At 72.6% G+C, this 15,058-nt stretch carries 11 protein-coding genes and 1 pseudogene; 5 read left to right on the forward strand and 7 right to left on the reverse strand.

Translation table 11 applies throughout. From position 1 onward, the window contains the following. Positions 1-438, forward strand: a pseudogene (locus tag AB0I91_RS31995) (endo-1,4-beta-xylanase); the annotation flags it as partial. A gap of 90 nt (positions 439-528) precedes the next feature. Beyond that, entirely contained in the window at positions 529-1,794 is a 1,266-nt protein-coding gene (locus tag AB0I91_RS32000; protein WP_499640286.1) for a cellulose binding domain-containing protein, read from the forward strand. Between the two features lie 149 nt (positions 1,795-1,943). On the opposite strand, the gene AB0I91_RS32005 is transcribed toward AB0I91_RS32000, so the two are convergent. Further along, entirely contained in the window at positions 1,944-2,732 is a 789-nt protein-coding gene (locus tag AB0I91_RS32005; protein ID WP_499640288.1) for an MBL fold metallo-hydrolase, read from the reverse strand. 161 nt (positions 2,733-2,893) lie between these two features. Between AB0I91_RS32005 and AB0I91_RS32010 the strand changes: the two genes are divergently transcribed. Both AB0I91_RS32010 and AB0I91_RS32015 read left to right on the forward strand, forming a co-directional pair. Further along, on the forward strand, positions 2,894-3,712 hold the full coding sequence (locus tag AB0I91_RS32010) for a phytanoyl-CoA dioxygenase family protein (protein WP_499613810.1): 819 nt from the start codon (positions 2,894-2,896) through the stop codon (positions 3,710-3,712). 183 nt (positions 3,713-3,895) lie between these two features. Then, positions 3,896-5,824, forward strand: coding sequence for a family 43 glycosylhydrolase (locus AB0I91_RS32015; RefSeq protein WP_499640290.1), 1,929 nt, complete (start codon positions 3,896-3,898; stop codon positions 5,822-5,824). 63 nt (positions 5,825-5,887) lie between these two features. Here AB0I91_RS32015 and AB0I91_RS32020 read toward each other — a convergent pair whose 3' ends face one another. Next, on the reverse strand, positions 5,888-8,317 hold the full coding sequence (locus AB0I91_RS32020; RefSeq protein ID WP_499640292.1) for an SdrD B-like domain-containing protein: 2,430 nt from the start codon (positions 8,315-8,317) through the stop codon (positions 5,888-5,890). A gap of 173 nt (positions 8,318-8,490) precedes the next feature. On the opposite strand from AB0I91_RS32020, the gene AB0I91_RS32025 reads away from it, so the two are divergent. Further along, on the forward strand, positions 8,491-9,258 hold the full coding sequence (locus AB0I91_RS32025) for a hypothetical protein (protein WP_498781895.1): 768 nt from the start codon (positions 8,491-8,493) through the stop codon (positions 9,256-9,258). Between the two features lie 264 nt (positions 9,259-9,522). On the opposite strand, the gene AB0I91_RS32030 is transcribed toward AB0I91_RS32025, so the two are convergent. From AB0I91_RS32030 to AB0I91_RS32050, 5 genes are all read right to left on the reverse strand, one after another. Continuing rightward, entirely contained in the window at positions 9,523-10,572 is a 1,050-nt protein-coding gene (locus tag AB0I91_RS32030) for a LacI family DNA-binding transcriptional regulator (protein ID WP_498781883.1), read from the reverse strand. A 343-nt stretch (positions 10,573-10,915) separates the two neighbouring features. Continuing rightward, positions 10,916-11,953 (reverse strand): LacI family DNA-binding transcriptional regulator, encoded by a 1,038-nt coding sequence (locus AB0I91_RS32035; protein ID WP_498781881.1) that lies wholly within the window; start codon positions 11,951-11,953, stop codon positions 10,916-10,918. Positions 11,954-12,123: 170 nt separating this feature from the next. Then, positions 12,124-13,422: an MFS transporter gene (locus AB0I91_RS32040; protein ID WP_498781879.1), complete on the reverse strand. Its 1,299-nt coding sequence runs from the start codon at positions 13,420-13,422 to the stop codon at positions 12,124-12,126. Positions 13,423-13,526: 104 nt separating this feature from the next. Continuing rightward, positions 13,527-14,291 carry a class I SAM-dependent methyltransferase gene (locus AB0I91_RS32045; protein ID WP_499640294.1) on the reverse strand — a complete coding sequence of 255 codons (765 nt, stop codon included), beginning with the start codon at positions 14,289-14,291 and terminating at the stop codon, positions 13,527-13,529. 85 nt (positions 14,292-14,376) lie between these two features. Next, positions 14,377-15,048 (reverse strand): response regulator, encoded by a 672-nt coding sequence (locus AB0I91_RS32050; protein WP_499640343.1) that lies wholly within the window; start codon positions 15,046-15,048, stop codon positions 14,377-14,379. Between the last annotated feature and the right edge of the window lie 10 nt (positions 15,049-15,058).

Consider the following 15,058-nt stretch of genomic DNA (forward strand, 5'->3'; position numbering starts at 1 on the left):
ACCGACTCCTGGCGCGCCTCCGGCACCCCCCTGCTCTTCGACGGCTCCGGCAACAAGAAAGCCGCCTACACCTCGGTCCTCAACGCCCTCAACGCCGCGAGCCCGACCGGCCCCACCACGACCACGACGACCAACCCGACCGGTCCGACCACGACCACCCCGCAGAACCCCGGCGGCTGCACCGCGACCTACTCCGAGGGCCAGAAGTGGAGCGACCGCTTCAACGGCCAGGTCACCGTCTCGGGCACCGACAACTGGGTCGTCACGGTCACCGTGAGCTCGCCCCAGCGGATCATCGCCACCTGGAACACCAGTCCCACCTGGGAAACGGCCAACGTCATGACCGCGCGCCCCAACGGCAACGGCAACACGTTCGGCTTCACCATCCAGCACGGCGGCAACTGGAGCTGGCCCAGCCTCACCTGCCGGGTCGGCTGACCCGCCGCGGGAGGGCCTGATCACCACAGGCCCTCCCGCACCCACCCTCACGACACCAAGCCGCCGCCCCGCAGTGGAAGGAGCAATGCCTTGCTCAGGAACGATTCCCGTGCGCCGCGGTCAGCCGCGCTGGTGGCCGCCGTGGCGCTCGTCGCGACGACCGGCGGCTTGATCGGAGCGCAGTCCGCGTCGGCCGCCACCGGTTGCCGGGTCGACTACTCGGTCGGCTCGCAGTGGCCGGGTGGCTTCACCGCCACCGTGGCCGTGACGAACCTCGGCGACCCGGTGAACGGGTGGCGGCTGTCGTGGGCGTTCCCCGGTGACGAGCGGATCACGCAGTCGTGGAACGGCACGCACACCCAGTCCGGCGCGCAGGTCACCGCCGCCAACGCGGCGTGGAACGGCGGCATCGCCACCGGCGCGACGGTGTCGTTCGGCTTCAACGCCACGTCCGGCTCCCGGCCGACGTCGCCGGCGGCGTTCACCCTCAACGGCACCGTGTGCACCGGCTCGACCACGACAACCACCACCACGTCTACGACTACGACTACGACCACAACCACGACGCCTCAGCCGAGCCGACCCATGATCGAGAACAACTTCTCCGTCACCAGGGAAGGCGCCTACGGCGACCGCCGCTTCACGGTGTTCCGCCCGTCGAACCCCGAGGCGGTCGGCCGCCCGCTCCCCGTGCTGGCCTTCGGGAACGGCGCGTGCGCGCACACGGACAACAGCGAGGTCACGCGGATCCTGACGTTCGTCGCGTCGAAGGGGTTCGTCGTGGTGGACACCGGCTCGGTCGACGGCTCGCCCAACGGCGTGCCCAGCGGGTCGCCCATCCCCTCCCTGCTGACGGACGCCATCACGTGGGCCGAGCGGGAGCAGGGCCGCTCCGGAGCGCCACTGCGCGGACGGCTCGACCTGACCGGGGTCGCCACGGCCGGCCACTCGTGCGGCGGCCTGGAAGCCATGGTCGCCGCCCAGGACCGCCGCGTGTCCGGTGTCGTGTCGTTGAACAGCGGGTTCTTCGCCGACGGCTCCTTCGGCTACCCGCGCTCCGAGGTCGGCAAGCTGCACACGCCCGCCCTGTTCATGGACGGCGGCTCCTCCGACATCGCCTACGCCAACAACCAGGCCACCTACGACCTGGCCACCGTCCCCGCCGTGCTGGCCCGCCACCCGCAGGCCGGGCACACCGGGTTCATCACCGGCAGCCAGCTGACCGACGGCATGACGACGGTGGTGCAGTTCCTGGACATGGTGCTCAACGACAACGAGACCGCCCGCGCCTACATCCTCAGCCCGTCCGGGCTCGCCGCCAAGGCTCCCTGGGTGGTGACCACGAAGAACTTCTGATCGCCGCACGAGGGGTGCGGTCCGGTCGGCCGCGTCGCAGGTGACGCGGCCGACCGGACCGGCGCGATCAGAAGCCCGCCACCCACGATGGTCACGTCGGCGTCCACGCGCTCTGCCGCACTCGGTGCACGGCGTGCGGCGGGTCGTGGTCAACGCTGGAGCGCGGCAAGGGTGAACTGCTCCGGGTAGGGCGAGAGCTCCACGGCCCGCGCGGCGGTGATCGTCCCGGCCGCCACCGCCCGGCACAGCTCGGCGACCCGGGACAGCTCCGCGCGCTGGGCCCGGACGAAGTCGCGGTCCACCGGGTCGCCGTGACCGGGCACGACGATCGGCGCGTCGAGCGACAGGATGCCGTCCAGCGCGGCCGGCCAGCCCTGGGGGTGTGCGTCGCCGAACTGCGGCGGTGCGCCGTGCTCCACGAGGTCCCCCGCGTACACCACTCCGGCGTCGGGGACGTGCGCCACCAGGTCGTGGTCGGAGTGCGCCGGTCCGAAGTGGACCAACTCGACCCGGCGCCCGCCGAGGTCGACTTCGGCGCGTGCGTCGACCAGCCGGTCCGGCAGCACCAGTCGCACGGCGGCGATGCGATCCGCGACCTCGACCTCGCCCCGTTCCCGGTAGTGCCGCTCCCACTTCTCGCGCTGCCGCGCCCCGGTGGCGACCAGGTCGGCGTGGCACCGCCGGTGCGCCCACACCTCGCACGGGCGGAAGACCTCGGTGCCGAAGCTGTGGTCGAAGTGGGAGTGCGTCAGCACCACGTGCCACGGCAACGGGGTCACCTCGCGGACCGCCCGAGCCAGTTCCGCGCCCTGACCCGCGTCACCCCCGGTGTCGACCACCAGGCACCGCTCGTCACCCACCACGAGCCCGACCGACAGGTCGAGCTCCTCGTACCGCCGCACCAGCACACCGTCGGCGACCTCGATCCACAACGCCACGGGCGGATCCAACCACGCGACCGAGGCTCCGCCGAATTTACAACGTTGGAAACTGCCGCCGGGGCTGCTACGTTCGGCAGTGGTCCGCTGTCGCGCGAACGGTCGGGGGTGAACGCGCCCCGGTCGCCGCACCCGCTCCGCCCTGCCCGGAAGAGGTGGTCATGACCGGCGCCCGTGAGCCCGACGACCTGGTCGGGGAGCTGCACTCGGACGGCATCGTCGCGTTGCGCGGCGCGTTCGCGCCCGACTGGGCCGATCGCCTCCGCGAGGACGTCGAGGTGTTGTTCCGGGAAGCGCTCGAACGCCCGGACGGCGCGATCGGGCGCGGGCCGAACCGCTACTACGTCGAGATCCACCCCGAGCGGATCAGGGGGTTCCTCGACCTGGTGACCCACCCGTGGGTGGTCGGCCTCGCGCGGGCCGTGCTGGGACCGGACTACCAGGTCGTGGAGACCGGTTTCGACGTGCCGCTGCCCGGCGCGGTCGCCCAGCCGTGGCACCGGGACTTCCCCGCCCCCGACGAGACCGTGCGGGACCGTCGCCTCACCTCGCTGGCGGTCAACGTCACGACGGTCGACACGACCCCCGAGATGGGGCCGTTCGAGATCGCGCCCGGCACGCAGTGGGACGACGGCGCCGACTTCGAGCACGGGATGTTCCCGCCGAAGTCGCACTACCCGCGCTACGAGGGTCTGGCCCAGCGGAAGATGCCCCGGCGGGGCGACATCTCCGCCCGTTCCGCGTTGACGATCCACCGCGGCACGCCCAACCGGTCGGCCACGGCACGGCCCGTGCTGGTCCTCGGCCTGGCCGCGGCGGGCGTCGGGAACGACCGCAACGACCTGGTGGTCAGCCGCGCCTTCCACGAGCGGTTGCCCGAAGAGGTCCGCGCGCACCTCGGGTGCCGGGTCGTCGACCGGCTCGAACCGCTGGTGCAGAAGCACACGATCGAGGGCCTCGTGATGGGTGCGGCCGACTAGCCACCGGCTCCCGTGCCCAGGTGGCAGGTCGGCCTCCCCGCGCACCAGCCGCGTCCCCGCGCACCAGTCGCCTCCCCGCGCACCGGCCGCCTCCCTGCACCGCCGGTCCGCGACTGCCTCCTCGGGCGCGATCACGGCGGCCCCAGGCGCCTCACCCCATCCCTGCGACCCGGAGTTGCCACGATGACCGCACTTCCGATCAAGCTCGCCACCACCGCCCTGACCGCGCTGCTCACAGGCGCCCTCACCACGGTCGCACCCGCGGCCGCCGCGGCCCCCGCGCCGGACCACCCGACCGCCGTGGCCGGCAACCCGTTCGCCGACGGCTGGTACGCCGACCCGGACACGATCGTCCACGGCGACACCTACTGGGTGTACCCCACGACGTCGAAGCCCTACGCCGAGCAGACCTACCTCGACGCGTTCTCCTCCACCGACCTCGTGCGCTGGACGAAGCACCGCAACGTGCTGACCACCGCCGACGTCTCCTGGGCCGAGTACGCGCTGTGGGCGCCGGCGCCGATCACCCGCAACGGCCGGTACTACCTGTACTTCGCCGCCAACGACATCCAGGGCGACTCGGCGCTGGGCGGCATCGGGGTGGCCGTCGCCGACCACCCGGCGGGTCCCTACCGCGACGCGATCGGCCGGCCGCTGATCGGGAAGTTCCACCACGGAGCGCAGCCCATCGACCAGGACGTCTTCATCGACGACGACGGTCAGGCCTACCTGTACTACGGGGGTTGGGGTCACGCCAACGTCGTGAAGCTCAACCCCGACATGGTCAGCCTCGGCACGTTCGCCGACGGCAGCACCTACAAGGAGATCACGCCGGCGGGTTACGTCGAGGGTCCGCAGATGTTCAAGCGAGCCGGGAAGTACTACCTGATGTGGTCCGAAGGCGGGTGGACCGGTCCGGACTACTCGGTGTCCTACGCGATCGCCGACTCGCCCACCGGCCCGTTCACCAGGCTGGACAAGGTGCTCGCCCAGGATCCCGCGGTCGCGCGCGGCTCGGGCCACAACTCGGTGGTGAACGTGCCCGGCACCGACATCTGGTACATCGTCTACCACCGCCGACCGCTGAGCGAGACCGACGGCAACCACCGCCAGCTCGCCTACGACCGCATGCACTTCAACGCCGACGGCACGATCCGGCGCGTGACGATGAAGGTCCAGGACAACTTCGCCGACGACAACTCCTACGGCTGGAAGACCTACGGCGGCTCGTGGACCGTCCCGGGTGGACGGTTGCGGGCGGCCGGCTCCGCCGGCGGCAAGGCGTTGCTGGACACGAACTTCGGCGACTTCACCCAGGACACCGACGTGACGATCACGTCCGGCGGTGGTGACGCCGGGCTGGTGTTCCGGGCGAGCAGGCCGGCGGTCGGCGTCGACGGCTACGCCGGCTACTACGCGGGCATCTCCCCCGCCGGGCGGGTCGTGCTGGGCCGGGCCGACAACTCGTGGACCCCGCTGGGCGCCGCGCCGCTGGCGGTGAGCGTCGGCTCCACCCACCGCCTGCGGGTCACCGCGGTCGGCACGTCGATCAAGGTGTACGTCGACGACCTGGCCACGCCGAAGATCAGCGTCACGGACGCGACGTTCGCCTCCGGCGGCAACGGCGTGCGGGTGTTCAACGCGGCGGCCGACTTCGACAACGTCGTGGTCGGCCCGGCCGTGGGCGGGGAGGTCAACCTCGCGCGAGGTCGCCCGGCCACCGGCTCGACCCCGTGCGCGCCGGGCGAAGGGCCGGAGAAGGCGGTCAACGGCACCGTGACGGGCGGGAACAGCGACAAGTTCTGCTCGTCGGTGTCCGGCGCGTGGCTGGGCGTGGACCTCGGCGCCACCCGGTCGATCTCCCGGTTCGAGGTCGCGCACGCCCAGGCGGGCGGTGAGGACGCCGGTCTCAACACCAAGGCGTTCGGCCTCTCGGTGTCCGACGACGGCACGACGTGGCGGAAGGTGGTCGACGTGACGAACAACGGCGCGGCTACCACGGTCCACCGCGTCAGCGGGGTGTCGGGTCGCCACGTCCGGCTCGACGTCGGCGTTCCCACGAACACCGGCGAGATCGCCACCCGCATCTACGAGCTGCGCGTCTTCGGCTGAGCCCGTGCACCCGGCGGCGAGTGGTCCGCCCGCCCGCGAGGATCCGCGGGCGGGCGGACCCGGTCACTCCTGCCTGGTCCGGCGTTTGCGGCTCAGGAACGCGAGCGCCGCGCCCGTGCCGAGGACCAGGACACCGATGAGGACCACCCACGGCAGGCCGGCGGAGACACCGGTGTCGGCCAGCGAACCCCCGGGCGGGGTGGTCGTGGTCGGGGCCGGGGTCGTCGGCGGCACGGTGGTCGTCGGCGGCGTCGTGGTCGGATCGGGCTGGGGGATGTGCACGCCCGCGTCGATGGTGTGGTCGACTTCTCCGGGGTTGGCCGGCGCCGTGACGGGCGCGTAGCCGTTGCACAGCTGCCCGGTGGTCGGCGGCACCACGTTGGAGTCGTGCACCCGGTCGTCACCGGTCAGCCCGGTGGTGAACCGCAGGTCGGTGGCGGGCGGCTGTCCGGGGACCGTGTCGGTGTCCGCGGTGCACACGTTGAACTGCACCGTGTACTCCGCGCCAGGCGTGAGCTCGTAGGCCGCGCCGACACCGCCGAAGTAGTACTCGCCGGCCGCGTCGGTCCTCGTCGTGGCGACCTGCCTGCCGTCGGCGTCGAGCAGGTTGATCGTCGCGTCCGGCAGCCGCACGTCCGCCGGGTCCTGGACGCCGTTGCGGTCGCCGTCGAACCACACCAGGTTGCCGATCTGGATCGGCGCGTTCGCCGCCTGGTAGGCGATGGCGCCGAGCCCTCCGGCCTTGCCGAACCCGTGACTCGGGTTTCGACCGACGAACTCGTAGGCGTTGTCCGTAGGGCTGTTGCCGGGCCCTTCACCGGTCGTGACGTCGTAGTAGCCGGTCCCGGCCGTAGCGACGTTGACCGTCGGGTCCATCTGCGTGCTGATGACCCATTGCTGCTGCGGGATGTAGGCGACCGAGCCCAGCGCGGACTCCTGGTGCGCCGCGGGGCGTCGGAAGTAGTCGCCCGGGAAGTACTCGACCACGTCGCCCGCCTGGCCGGCGGTGTTGTCGCCGGTCGCGTGGTTCGGGCAGGTCCCGGTGCCCTCCCAGGAGTACCCGCCGGCGGGGTTGACGCAGGCCATGTTGATGTCGCCACCGGCGAAGCCGCGTTCCGTGGTGGTCCGGCCCGGACGCGGGTCCAGCGCGTCCCAGCCCACCACGTCCATGAACCGGTCGCGGAAGCCGAGGATCATCGACCCGTCACGCGCGAACGCCAGGCTCGCCAACTGCGGCTGCGGGTCGATCATCGTGCCGCCACCGCCCACGTCGTGCTCGTCCCACGTCGCCAGGTCGCTGCGCCACGGGTTCCAGCGGTCGGTCTGGCCGGGAGCCGACCGGCCGCTGAGGACCTCGCCGCGCTTGAAGCCGAGCGGCTGGGTCAGCACCGCGGTGAACCCCGTGCCGTCGTAGGTGTAGACGACGGCCTTCAGGTCCGCGCGGTTCTGCGTGCTCTGCGCGCTGCACACGCCACCGACGTACAGGGTGGCGTCGTGCGCGGCGACGCTGAACGGGCGCCAGTCGCCGGGCGCCGCGCAGCCCGGGTCCGGGATCGGCACCGTGGCCGCGGGCGCCGAGGCGGTGGCCCCGGTGGCGTCGAAGCCGACCAGGCTGCGGGTCAGCAGGTTCACCGCGTACAGCGTGGAGCCGTCCTCCGACAGGGCCAGGCCGCCGATGCCCTCCTTGCCGGGCACGTCGGTGAACCCACCGTCCTTGATCATGTTCCCGGTGTCGTGGGGCGTCAGCGCGGCGCCCGGCACCTTCGCGAACAGGGTCGGCGCGCCGCCGCCGTCGACCGGCACGGTGTAGATCGCGTCGCCGCCCTCCGGCCCGTACGCGGCGTGCCGCCGGGCGAACGCGCCCTGGAACAGCCGACGCCGGTCCTTGTCGTAGGCGAGTCCGTACGTCGTGCCCACCTGGGCTTGGGTGGCCAGCGTGGTCGGGCAGCCGACGTCCTCGGGGCACGTGCCGCGGGCGTCCCGCCCGAACGCCACCAGGGCCCTGGTGTCCTGGCCGTTGGCACTGGCCTGGATCGGCACGAAGTACCGGGTGTCCGGCAGGGTGAAGTGGGCGGGGTTCCAGACGCCGGTGATCACCGAGTCGTCCTTGCCGCCCGACACGTCCACGAACGTGGTGAAGCTGTCGAAGTGGTTGGTCGCCGTCGAGGCCGGGGCCGCCCTCAGGTACTCCCGGTAGGGCTCGGGAACGGTGACGTCGACGCGGTAGTGGCCGCCGCTCAGCACGTCGGACGGCGGCACCACGACCTTGCCGGTCGCGTCCGTGACACCGTCGACGCGGTGGCCCTCGCGGTCGGAGACGACGACGGCCATGCCTTGCTGCGGCACGTCCATCGTCGTGTTGATCACACCGGTGCCGAAGAAGTCCCTCAACACCTGGACGGTCAGCGTGCCGTCCGCCGGCGACGCGGCAGCCGTCCCGGTGGTCGCCCCCGTGATGCCGCTGCTCGCCAGCAGCAGGCCGGCGAGTCCCACCCGCGCCAGTCCGCCCCCACGCGTCCGGGTTCGCCGGCGCGTCCTCGTCCCTCTGTGTAAGTCGTCATGCACCGTGCACAGCCAACCAGAATCCCGTCTCCCCCTACGCCATACGTTCGGGTGAATCGTCGTGGTGGAGCAACGCACTGTTAGTGTTCCGCCGCGTGCGGAGCATGCGAGCCCAGCAACGCCTTCCGCGGTGGTCGCGGCCGCGTTGGTCGGTCGTCGTCATCGGCGTCGTGGCGGTGGTGGCGGCCGGGGTGACCGCGTTCCTGATCGTCGATCCGGGTTCCGAGCCGACCGGTCCGCGTGCGTTGACCTCGGACGAGGTGAACCGGCTGGCGATCGCGCGGTTCCGCAACTTCGAGGCGGGAGGCCGCGCGGTGACGATCACCGTGCCGACCACCGCCGGCGGGCTGGTCATCACCGGCTCCATCGACTACCGGGCGAAGCTCGGTTACGGCGTGGTGCGCGGCGCCGGGCGCGACACGTCCAGCGACGGGCTCATCCAGTGGAACCCCACCGCGGTGTTCGTCCACCCGATGGCGAACGCCCCGGCGGAGGCGCCGGCCTCGCCGCCCGGGTCGGGCTGGCACCGCCGTCCGCTGCAGACGTCCGGCAGCTCGTTGGACAGCTCGCTGCTCATCGCGCTCAACCTCGGCAGCGACCGGCCGGACAACGCCGCGCTGCTGCCGCAGAACGGCGCGGCCTGGGTTGGTCAGGACCGAGTGGGCGAGCACCAAGTGGACGTCATGTCCGGACCGAGCGCCCGCGCCAAGCCCGACACCGCGGGCAACGTCCGCTACTGGGTCGACCAGGACGGCACCATGCACCGGGTCCAGGCCGACGTGGCGTCCGAACCGCAGCCGGTGGTCATCGACTTCGACACCCGGCCGTACGTCCCGGTCCAGCCCGCGCCCGGCGTCACCGCGACGCCGTAGCCACCCTGCCGGAAACCGCGGGGGTGCCTCGGATTCGCCCACTTCCGCGCGCGGTGCCGACTCGGTGAGCGCGTCGTGCTCCGCACTGCCGATCGGCCCGGCGGTCGGCGTGCCAATGTGTGTCCGATGTGGACACACGGCGGCCGTGCGCGACCTCACGGCCGACTCGGCGGAACGCGTCTCTCAACGCGAGCCGAACCAGTGGCGGGTGGAAGTCGTGGACTCAGGCCGATCCCGGGAACCCGGCCGGTCACCCCGATCCGATCACCCGTCCGCCGGGCGGGGTGACGCGATGGACGAGCGGTCGCGCCTGGGCATGGGGACGCGGTGGACGCCGGGCAGCTGTGAGCGGCGTTCGGTGAGGAGGACCTCGACGGCCTTCGCGCCCAGCTCGTAGCGCGGCAGGGCGACGGTGGTCAGCGTGGGGCGCAGCCAGCCGGCGAGGGGGTGGTCGTCGAAGGAGACGACGGAGACGTCGGCCGGCACGGCGAGACCGGCGTCGGCCAGGGCTTGGTAGGCCCCGAACGCGAGCCGGTCGTCGAAGCAGATCAGGGCGCCGGGACGTGCGCTTGCCAGCAGGTCCCCGGTGGCGGCGAAGCCGTGCTCCGGCAGCCACGACCGGCACGGCCACGCGCCGGCGATCTCCACGCCCGCCGCGTCGAGCACCTCGCGGATGCCGGTGAGGCGCTCGGCCGCGGTGACCGAGCCGGGTGGCACGCCGTCCGGGTCGACGCCCGTGCCGACGAGGTGGATGCCGTCGCGGTGCCCGGCGTCGAGCAGCGCGCGTGCGGCGGTCCGGCCCGCTTCGACCTCGTCGGGCACGACGACGGACAACGGGGACGGCCGGTCGGGCAGGACGTTGAGCAGCACGGCGCGACCGGCCTCGATCCGGTCGGGCACGCAGACCTGCCTGGTCTGCGTCGACGCGTACACGATCCCATCGACCTTGCGGTCGAGCATCGCCCCGATCAGGCCCTGCTCCGCCGTCCGGTCGCCGTCGGTCTCGCCGACGATCAGCAGCGCGCCGTGCTCGCGTGCCGCGTCGAAGGCGCCCCGGATCATGTCCCCGGCCAGCTCGGACGTGGCCACCGCGTCGGAGATGAACCCGATCGTGTGGGTCCAGTCGGTGCGGGGTCCGACGGACGACCTCTTGCGGCGGTAGCCCACGGCGTTCGCGGCCTGCCGCACGCGCAGCTCGGCCTCCGCGGAGATGCGCAGGTCACGACCTCGACCGGACAGCACGAGCGAGACCGTCGTGACCGAGACGCCGGCCGCCTTGGCCACGTCGGCCAGCGTGACCTGTCGTCGGTTCACCGGGTTCTCCCGCAGCCGAGGTCCCGAAGGGCCTGTTCCGACACCGCTGTGCCGTCGAGGCGCGCGTCAGGGGAACCGCGACTGGTGGCGCGGCCCGCGGTGGATGTGCGCTTCCGTCGAAGACGACATGTGCTGCTCCTGGACTGCGTTGTCCCGGCGTGGTGCTCGGCGCTCCTCGCTGGAGTGAATGTTTCGGTTCACTCAACTGAAGTTTCGGGCAATGTAGCGCCGCTGTCGTGCCCGCGTCAACGCGGCGACAGGGTGAGAATGTGAGCGTTCACCGATGCTCAGAGCGCGGTGAGGCGGAACAGCGTTGTGAACGTGCACATGGAGGACGGCGGGATCACCGGCGAGGGGCGGCGGTGCTGGCGCGGACGACGAGCTCGGTGGCGAGGACCAGCCGGTGCTGCGGCAGCGGCCTGCCCTGCGCCAGGTCGATCAGCATGCCGGTGGCGGTGGCGGCCATGTCGCCCAGGGGCTGCCGGATGGTGGTCAGCGCGGGGATCATCCACTGGGCGGGCGGCAGGTCGTCGAAGCCCACCACGCTCAGGTCGTCGGGGATGCGCAGGCCCGCCTCGTAGACGGCCTGGTAGACCCCGTGCGCCTCGCCGTCGTTGCCGGTGACCACCGCGGTCGGCGGATCGGGCAGGCGCAGCAGCTGCCGGGTGTGCTCGAGGCCGTCCTCGATCTGGAAGTGGCCCTCGCGGACCAGCTCCGGGTCCACCGGCACGCCGGCGGAGTCCATGGCCGCGCGGTAGCCGTCGAGCCTCGCCCGACCCGACAGCATCCGGGTGGCGCCGGTGATCACCGCGATGCGCCGGTGCCCCAGCTCCAGCAGGTGCCGGGTCGCCGCCAGGCCGCCGCTCCAGTTGTCCGCGCCCACCGACGGCACGCCGTGCGCGGGTTCGCCGGTCGGGTCGACCAGCACCACCGGGATGTCGCGGCTGCGCAGCTGCTCGTGCTGCGCGGGCGCGGGGCCGGAGAAGACGGCGACGACGCCGGTCGGCCGCCGGGCCAGCACGCTGTCGACCCAGCTCCGGTCGGGGACGTGCCTGCCCTGGAGCTGGCTCAGGGAGATCGTCAGCCCGTGTTCGGCGGCGACGCGGTCGACGCCCTTGACCACCTCGACGGGGTACGTGCCGGCCAGCTCGTGGAACAGCACCTCGACCAGCGGCGCCTTGCTGACCTTCTTCTGCCGCCGGTAGCCCTGCTCGCGGAGCAGGCCCTCCACCAGGGCGCGGGTGTCCGCGGCGACCTCGACGTGCCCGTTGACCACCTTGGACACCGTCGCCGCCGACACACCCGCCAACTCGGCGATCCGCGCGATGGTGACGCCGGCGTTGCCCACGGCGCCGGAGGCCGGGTCACGGGTGGTGGCCATGGCGGGAGTCTAACGGCCGGGCCACTTGTCACCCGGCGCCGCCGCCTGCCGGCGTGGGCCCGGTCGCCCCGAAAGTCCAGGTCTTCGGACCGACTGATCAGGTCGCGGACTGGCCTGGGCACCGCGCGTTCAGAGCGGGTGCGACCACCGCGGCACAGGGCCGGTCCGGATCAGGACTCCCTCTCCAGGCGGATCGACCGCACCTCCGGCAGCAGGAGGATCGCCGCGCTGCTGAAGACCTGCCAGCCCGCGGCGGCGAGCAGCAGGGCGCCCGTGCCCACGACCTCGGACACCGGGCCCACCAGGGCGAGGCCTACGGGACCGAGCGCGTACGCACCGAGCAGCTCGTAAGCGCTGACCCGCGACAACACCCCTTGCGGCACCAGCCGCTGTTCCGTGGTGCGCCACAACGCGTTGAACGCGCTCGCGCTGAAGCCGACGGCGAACGCGGCGGCCACGACCAGCGGCAGCGGGGCGCGCAGGGCGAGCGGGACCAGCAGGCCGACCCAGGCCAGCTGGACGAACGCGATGACCAGGAGGGTGCGGCGGACGTGCAGGCGCAGCAGGAGCACGCTCGCCAGGACGGCTCCCGCACCTTGCGCCGCGGCGATCGCACCCCAGGCCGACGCGCCGCCGAGGTCGCCGCGCGCGATCACGGGCCCCAGCACCAGGAACGGGGACACCACGAACAGGTTCCACAGCGCCAACTGCAGCACGCCGACCCACAGCCAGCGGCGGGAGCGGAACTCCGTCCAGCCCTCGCGCAGGTCGGTGAGCAGCCGCCGGCGCGCGACGCCGGTGCGCGGCGCCACCCGCACGCCGGCCAGGAACAACGCGCTCACCAGGTAGCTCGCCCCGTCGATCACCAGCACGACCCCCGAGCCGCCCACCGCCACCAGCAGGCCCGCGACGGCCGGACCGGCCACGTCCGGGACCGACTTGGCCAGGCCCAGGAACGAGTTGGCGCGCTGGAGCTGGTCCCCGGTCACGAGATCGGCGGGCATGGCGGCGAGCGCGGGCTGGTAGAACGCGGCCGCCCCGCCGCGCACGGCGGCCAGCAGGGCCATCGACCACAGCTGGGCCGTGCCGGTGAAGACCAGCGCCGCGAACACGAACTGCGCGGTGGCGGACACGAGGTCGGCACCCACCATGACCGCCCGGCGCGGCACCCGGTCCGCCAGCACGCCGCCCGCGACCAGGAACACGATCGTCGACACGACGCCCGACGCGAACACCAAGCCGAGGTCGGTCGCCGACGCCCCGCTGTCCAGCACGGCGAACGTCATGGCCACCGGCGCCATCGAGGAGCCGATCAGCGAGGTGGCGTAGCCCAGGAAGAAGCGCCGGAAACGCCGGTCCACCAGCAGGTCGCCCGCGTCGCGCCACTGCCCCCGGCGGCGACCGGTGGCCGTCCGGGGTTCGCCGTCCTGCCCGTCTCCGGCCCGTGCGGAGAGATCTTCCACAGCCACGCGTTCCAACATAGAGCCATCGGGCGACCACGGGTCGCCATCGCACCCGGTCGCTGTCCCGCCGGCGGGCGGCAGCGGTCTGTCCACAATGGACGGAGCACCGGCTAGCGCACCGGCTTGCGCGCCTCGATCAGGAACCGGCGTGAGCGCGCGACGAACGGGCCGTCGGTCCGGATCCGCTCGTGCAGCGCCTCCAGGCGGTCGCGGTACTTCTCGACGGTGAAGTCGGGGACGAACCAGATGACCTTGCGCAGGAAGTAGACCATCGCGCCGACGTCGAAGAACTCCATCACCAGTTCGGCGGTCCGCAGGTCGACCACCTCCAGGCCGGCCTCCTCCGCCGCGGCCCTCGCCAGTTCCGGCTCGCGGTCGCCGCGCCCCAACGGCTGCGGGCCCAGGAAGAAGTCGTAGACCTCGTGGCCGCTGTCCGGGCCGACCTGCTGGGAGAAGTACGTGCCGCCGGGCGTCAGGACGCGGGCGATCTCGCCCCAGTGGACCGTCACCGGGTGTCGGCTGGTGACCAGGTCGAACGTGCCGTCGGCGAACGGCAGCGGCGGCCGGTCCTCGTCGGCGACCACGACGACTCCCTTGTCCCGCAGGTTCTCCTGCGCCCGCGCGATGTTGGGCGGCCAGGACTCGGTCGCGACCATGGCCTTGGCCGCGCGCTGCGGCACCCCGGCCAGCACCTCGCCGCCGCCGGTCTGGACGTCCAGGCTCATCGACGCGCGGCCGACCCGTTCGCCCATCAGCTTCTGGTAACCCCAGGGCGGGCGCTCCTCGGTGGCCCGGCCGTGCAGCCAGGAGAAGTCCCAGCCGGTGACGTCGACCGCCTCGGCCTCGGCGATCAGCGCGTCGAAACCCCTGTCCACAACCGCCTCCCGCACGTGAGGGTACCTCACCACCGCCGTCGTCCCGGCCGGTCGCGGCTGCCTCGCCCGGCCGGTCGGAGTCCTCCTAAGGCGACTCGTCCACCAGGTCGGCGTGGTGGGCGATGATCGCGACCTCGACGCGGTTGCGGACGCCGAGGTGCCTGAACAGGGTGCTCGCGTAGGCCTTGACCGTGCCCTCCACCACGTGCAGCCGCGCGGCGATCTCGGCGTTGGACAGGCCCGCGCCGATGAGGCCCAGCACGGCCCGCTCGCGTTGGGTCAGCCCCGCGATGCGGTTCCTGGCTTCGGCGGCCCTGGTGGCGCGTGAACCCGGGCGGGTGGTGCTGAAGGCGCTGATCACGCGTTTGGTCACGCTCGGGGACAGGTAGGCCCCGCCCGCTCGCACCGCGCGCACCGCGGCCCGCAGCTCACCCGGGTGGCCGGTCTTGAGCAGGAAGCCGCTCGCGCCCGCTTCGAGCGCCTGGGCGATGTAGTGGTCGTCGGAGAACGTGGTCAGCACCAGCACACCGGTGTCGGGCGCGACCGCCGCGATCTCGCGGGTGGCCGAGATCCCGTCCGACCCGGGCATCCGGATGTCCATCAGCACGACGTCCGGCCGCCGCGCGCGGACCACCTCGACCGCTTCCCGGCCGTCGCTCGCCTCGCCGACCACCTCCACGCCCGGGTCGCCGTCCAGGATGGCGCGGACACCGGCCCGGATCAGCGCCTCGTCGTCGACCAGCACGATCCTGATCACCTCGGACCGC

Origin of the sequence: Actinosynnema sp. NPDC049800, from assembly GCF_040656635.1 — a bacterium.
In the GTDB taxonomy this organism is placed as follows: Bacteria; Actinomycetota; Actinomycetes; order Mycobacteriales; family Pseudonocardiaceae; genus Actinosynnema.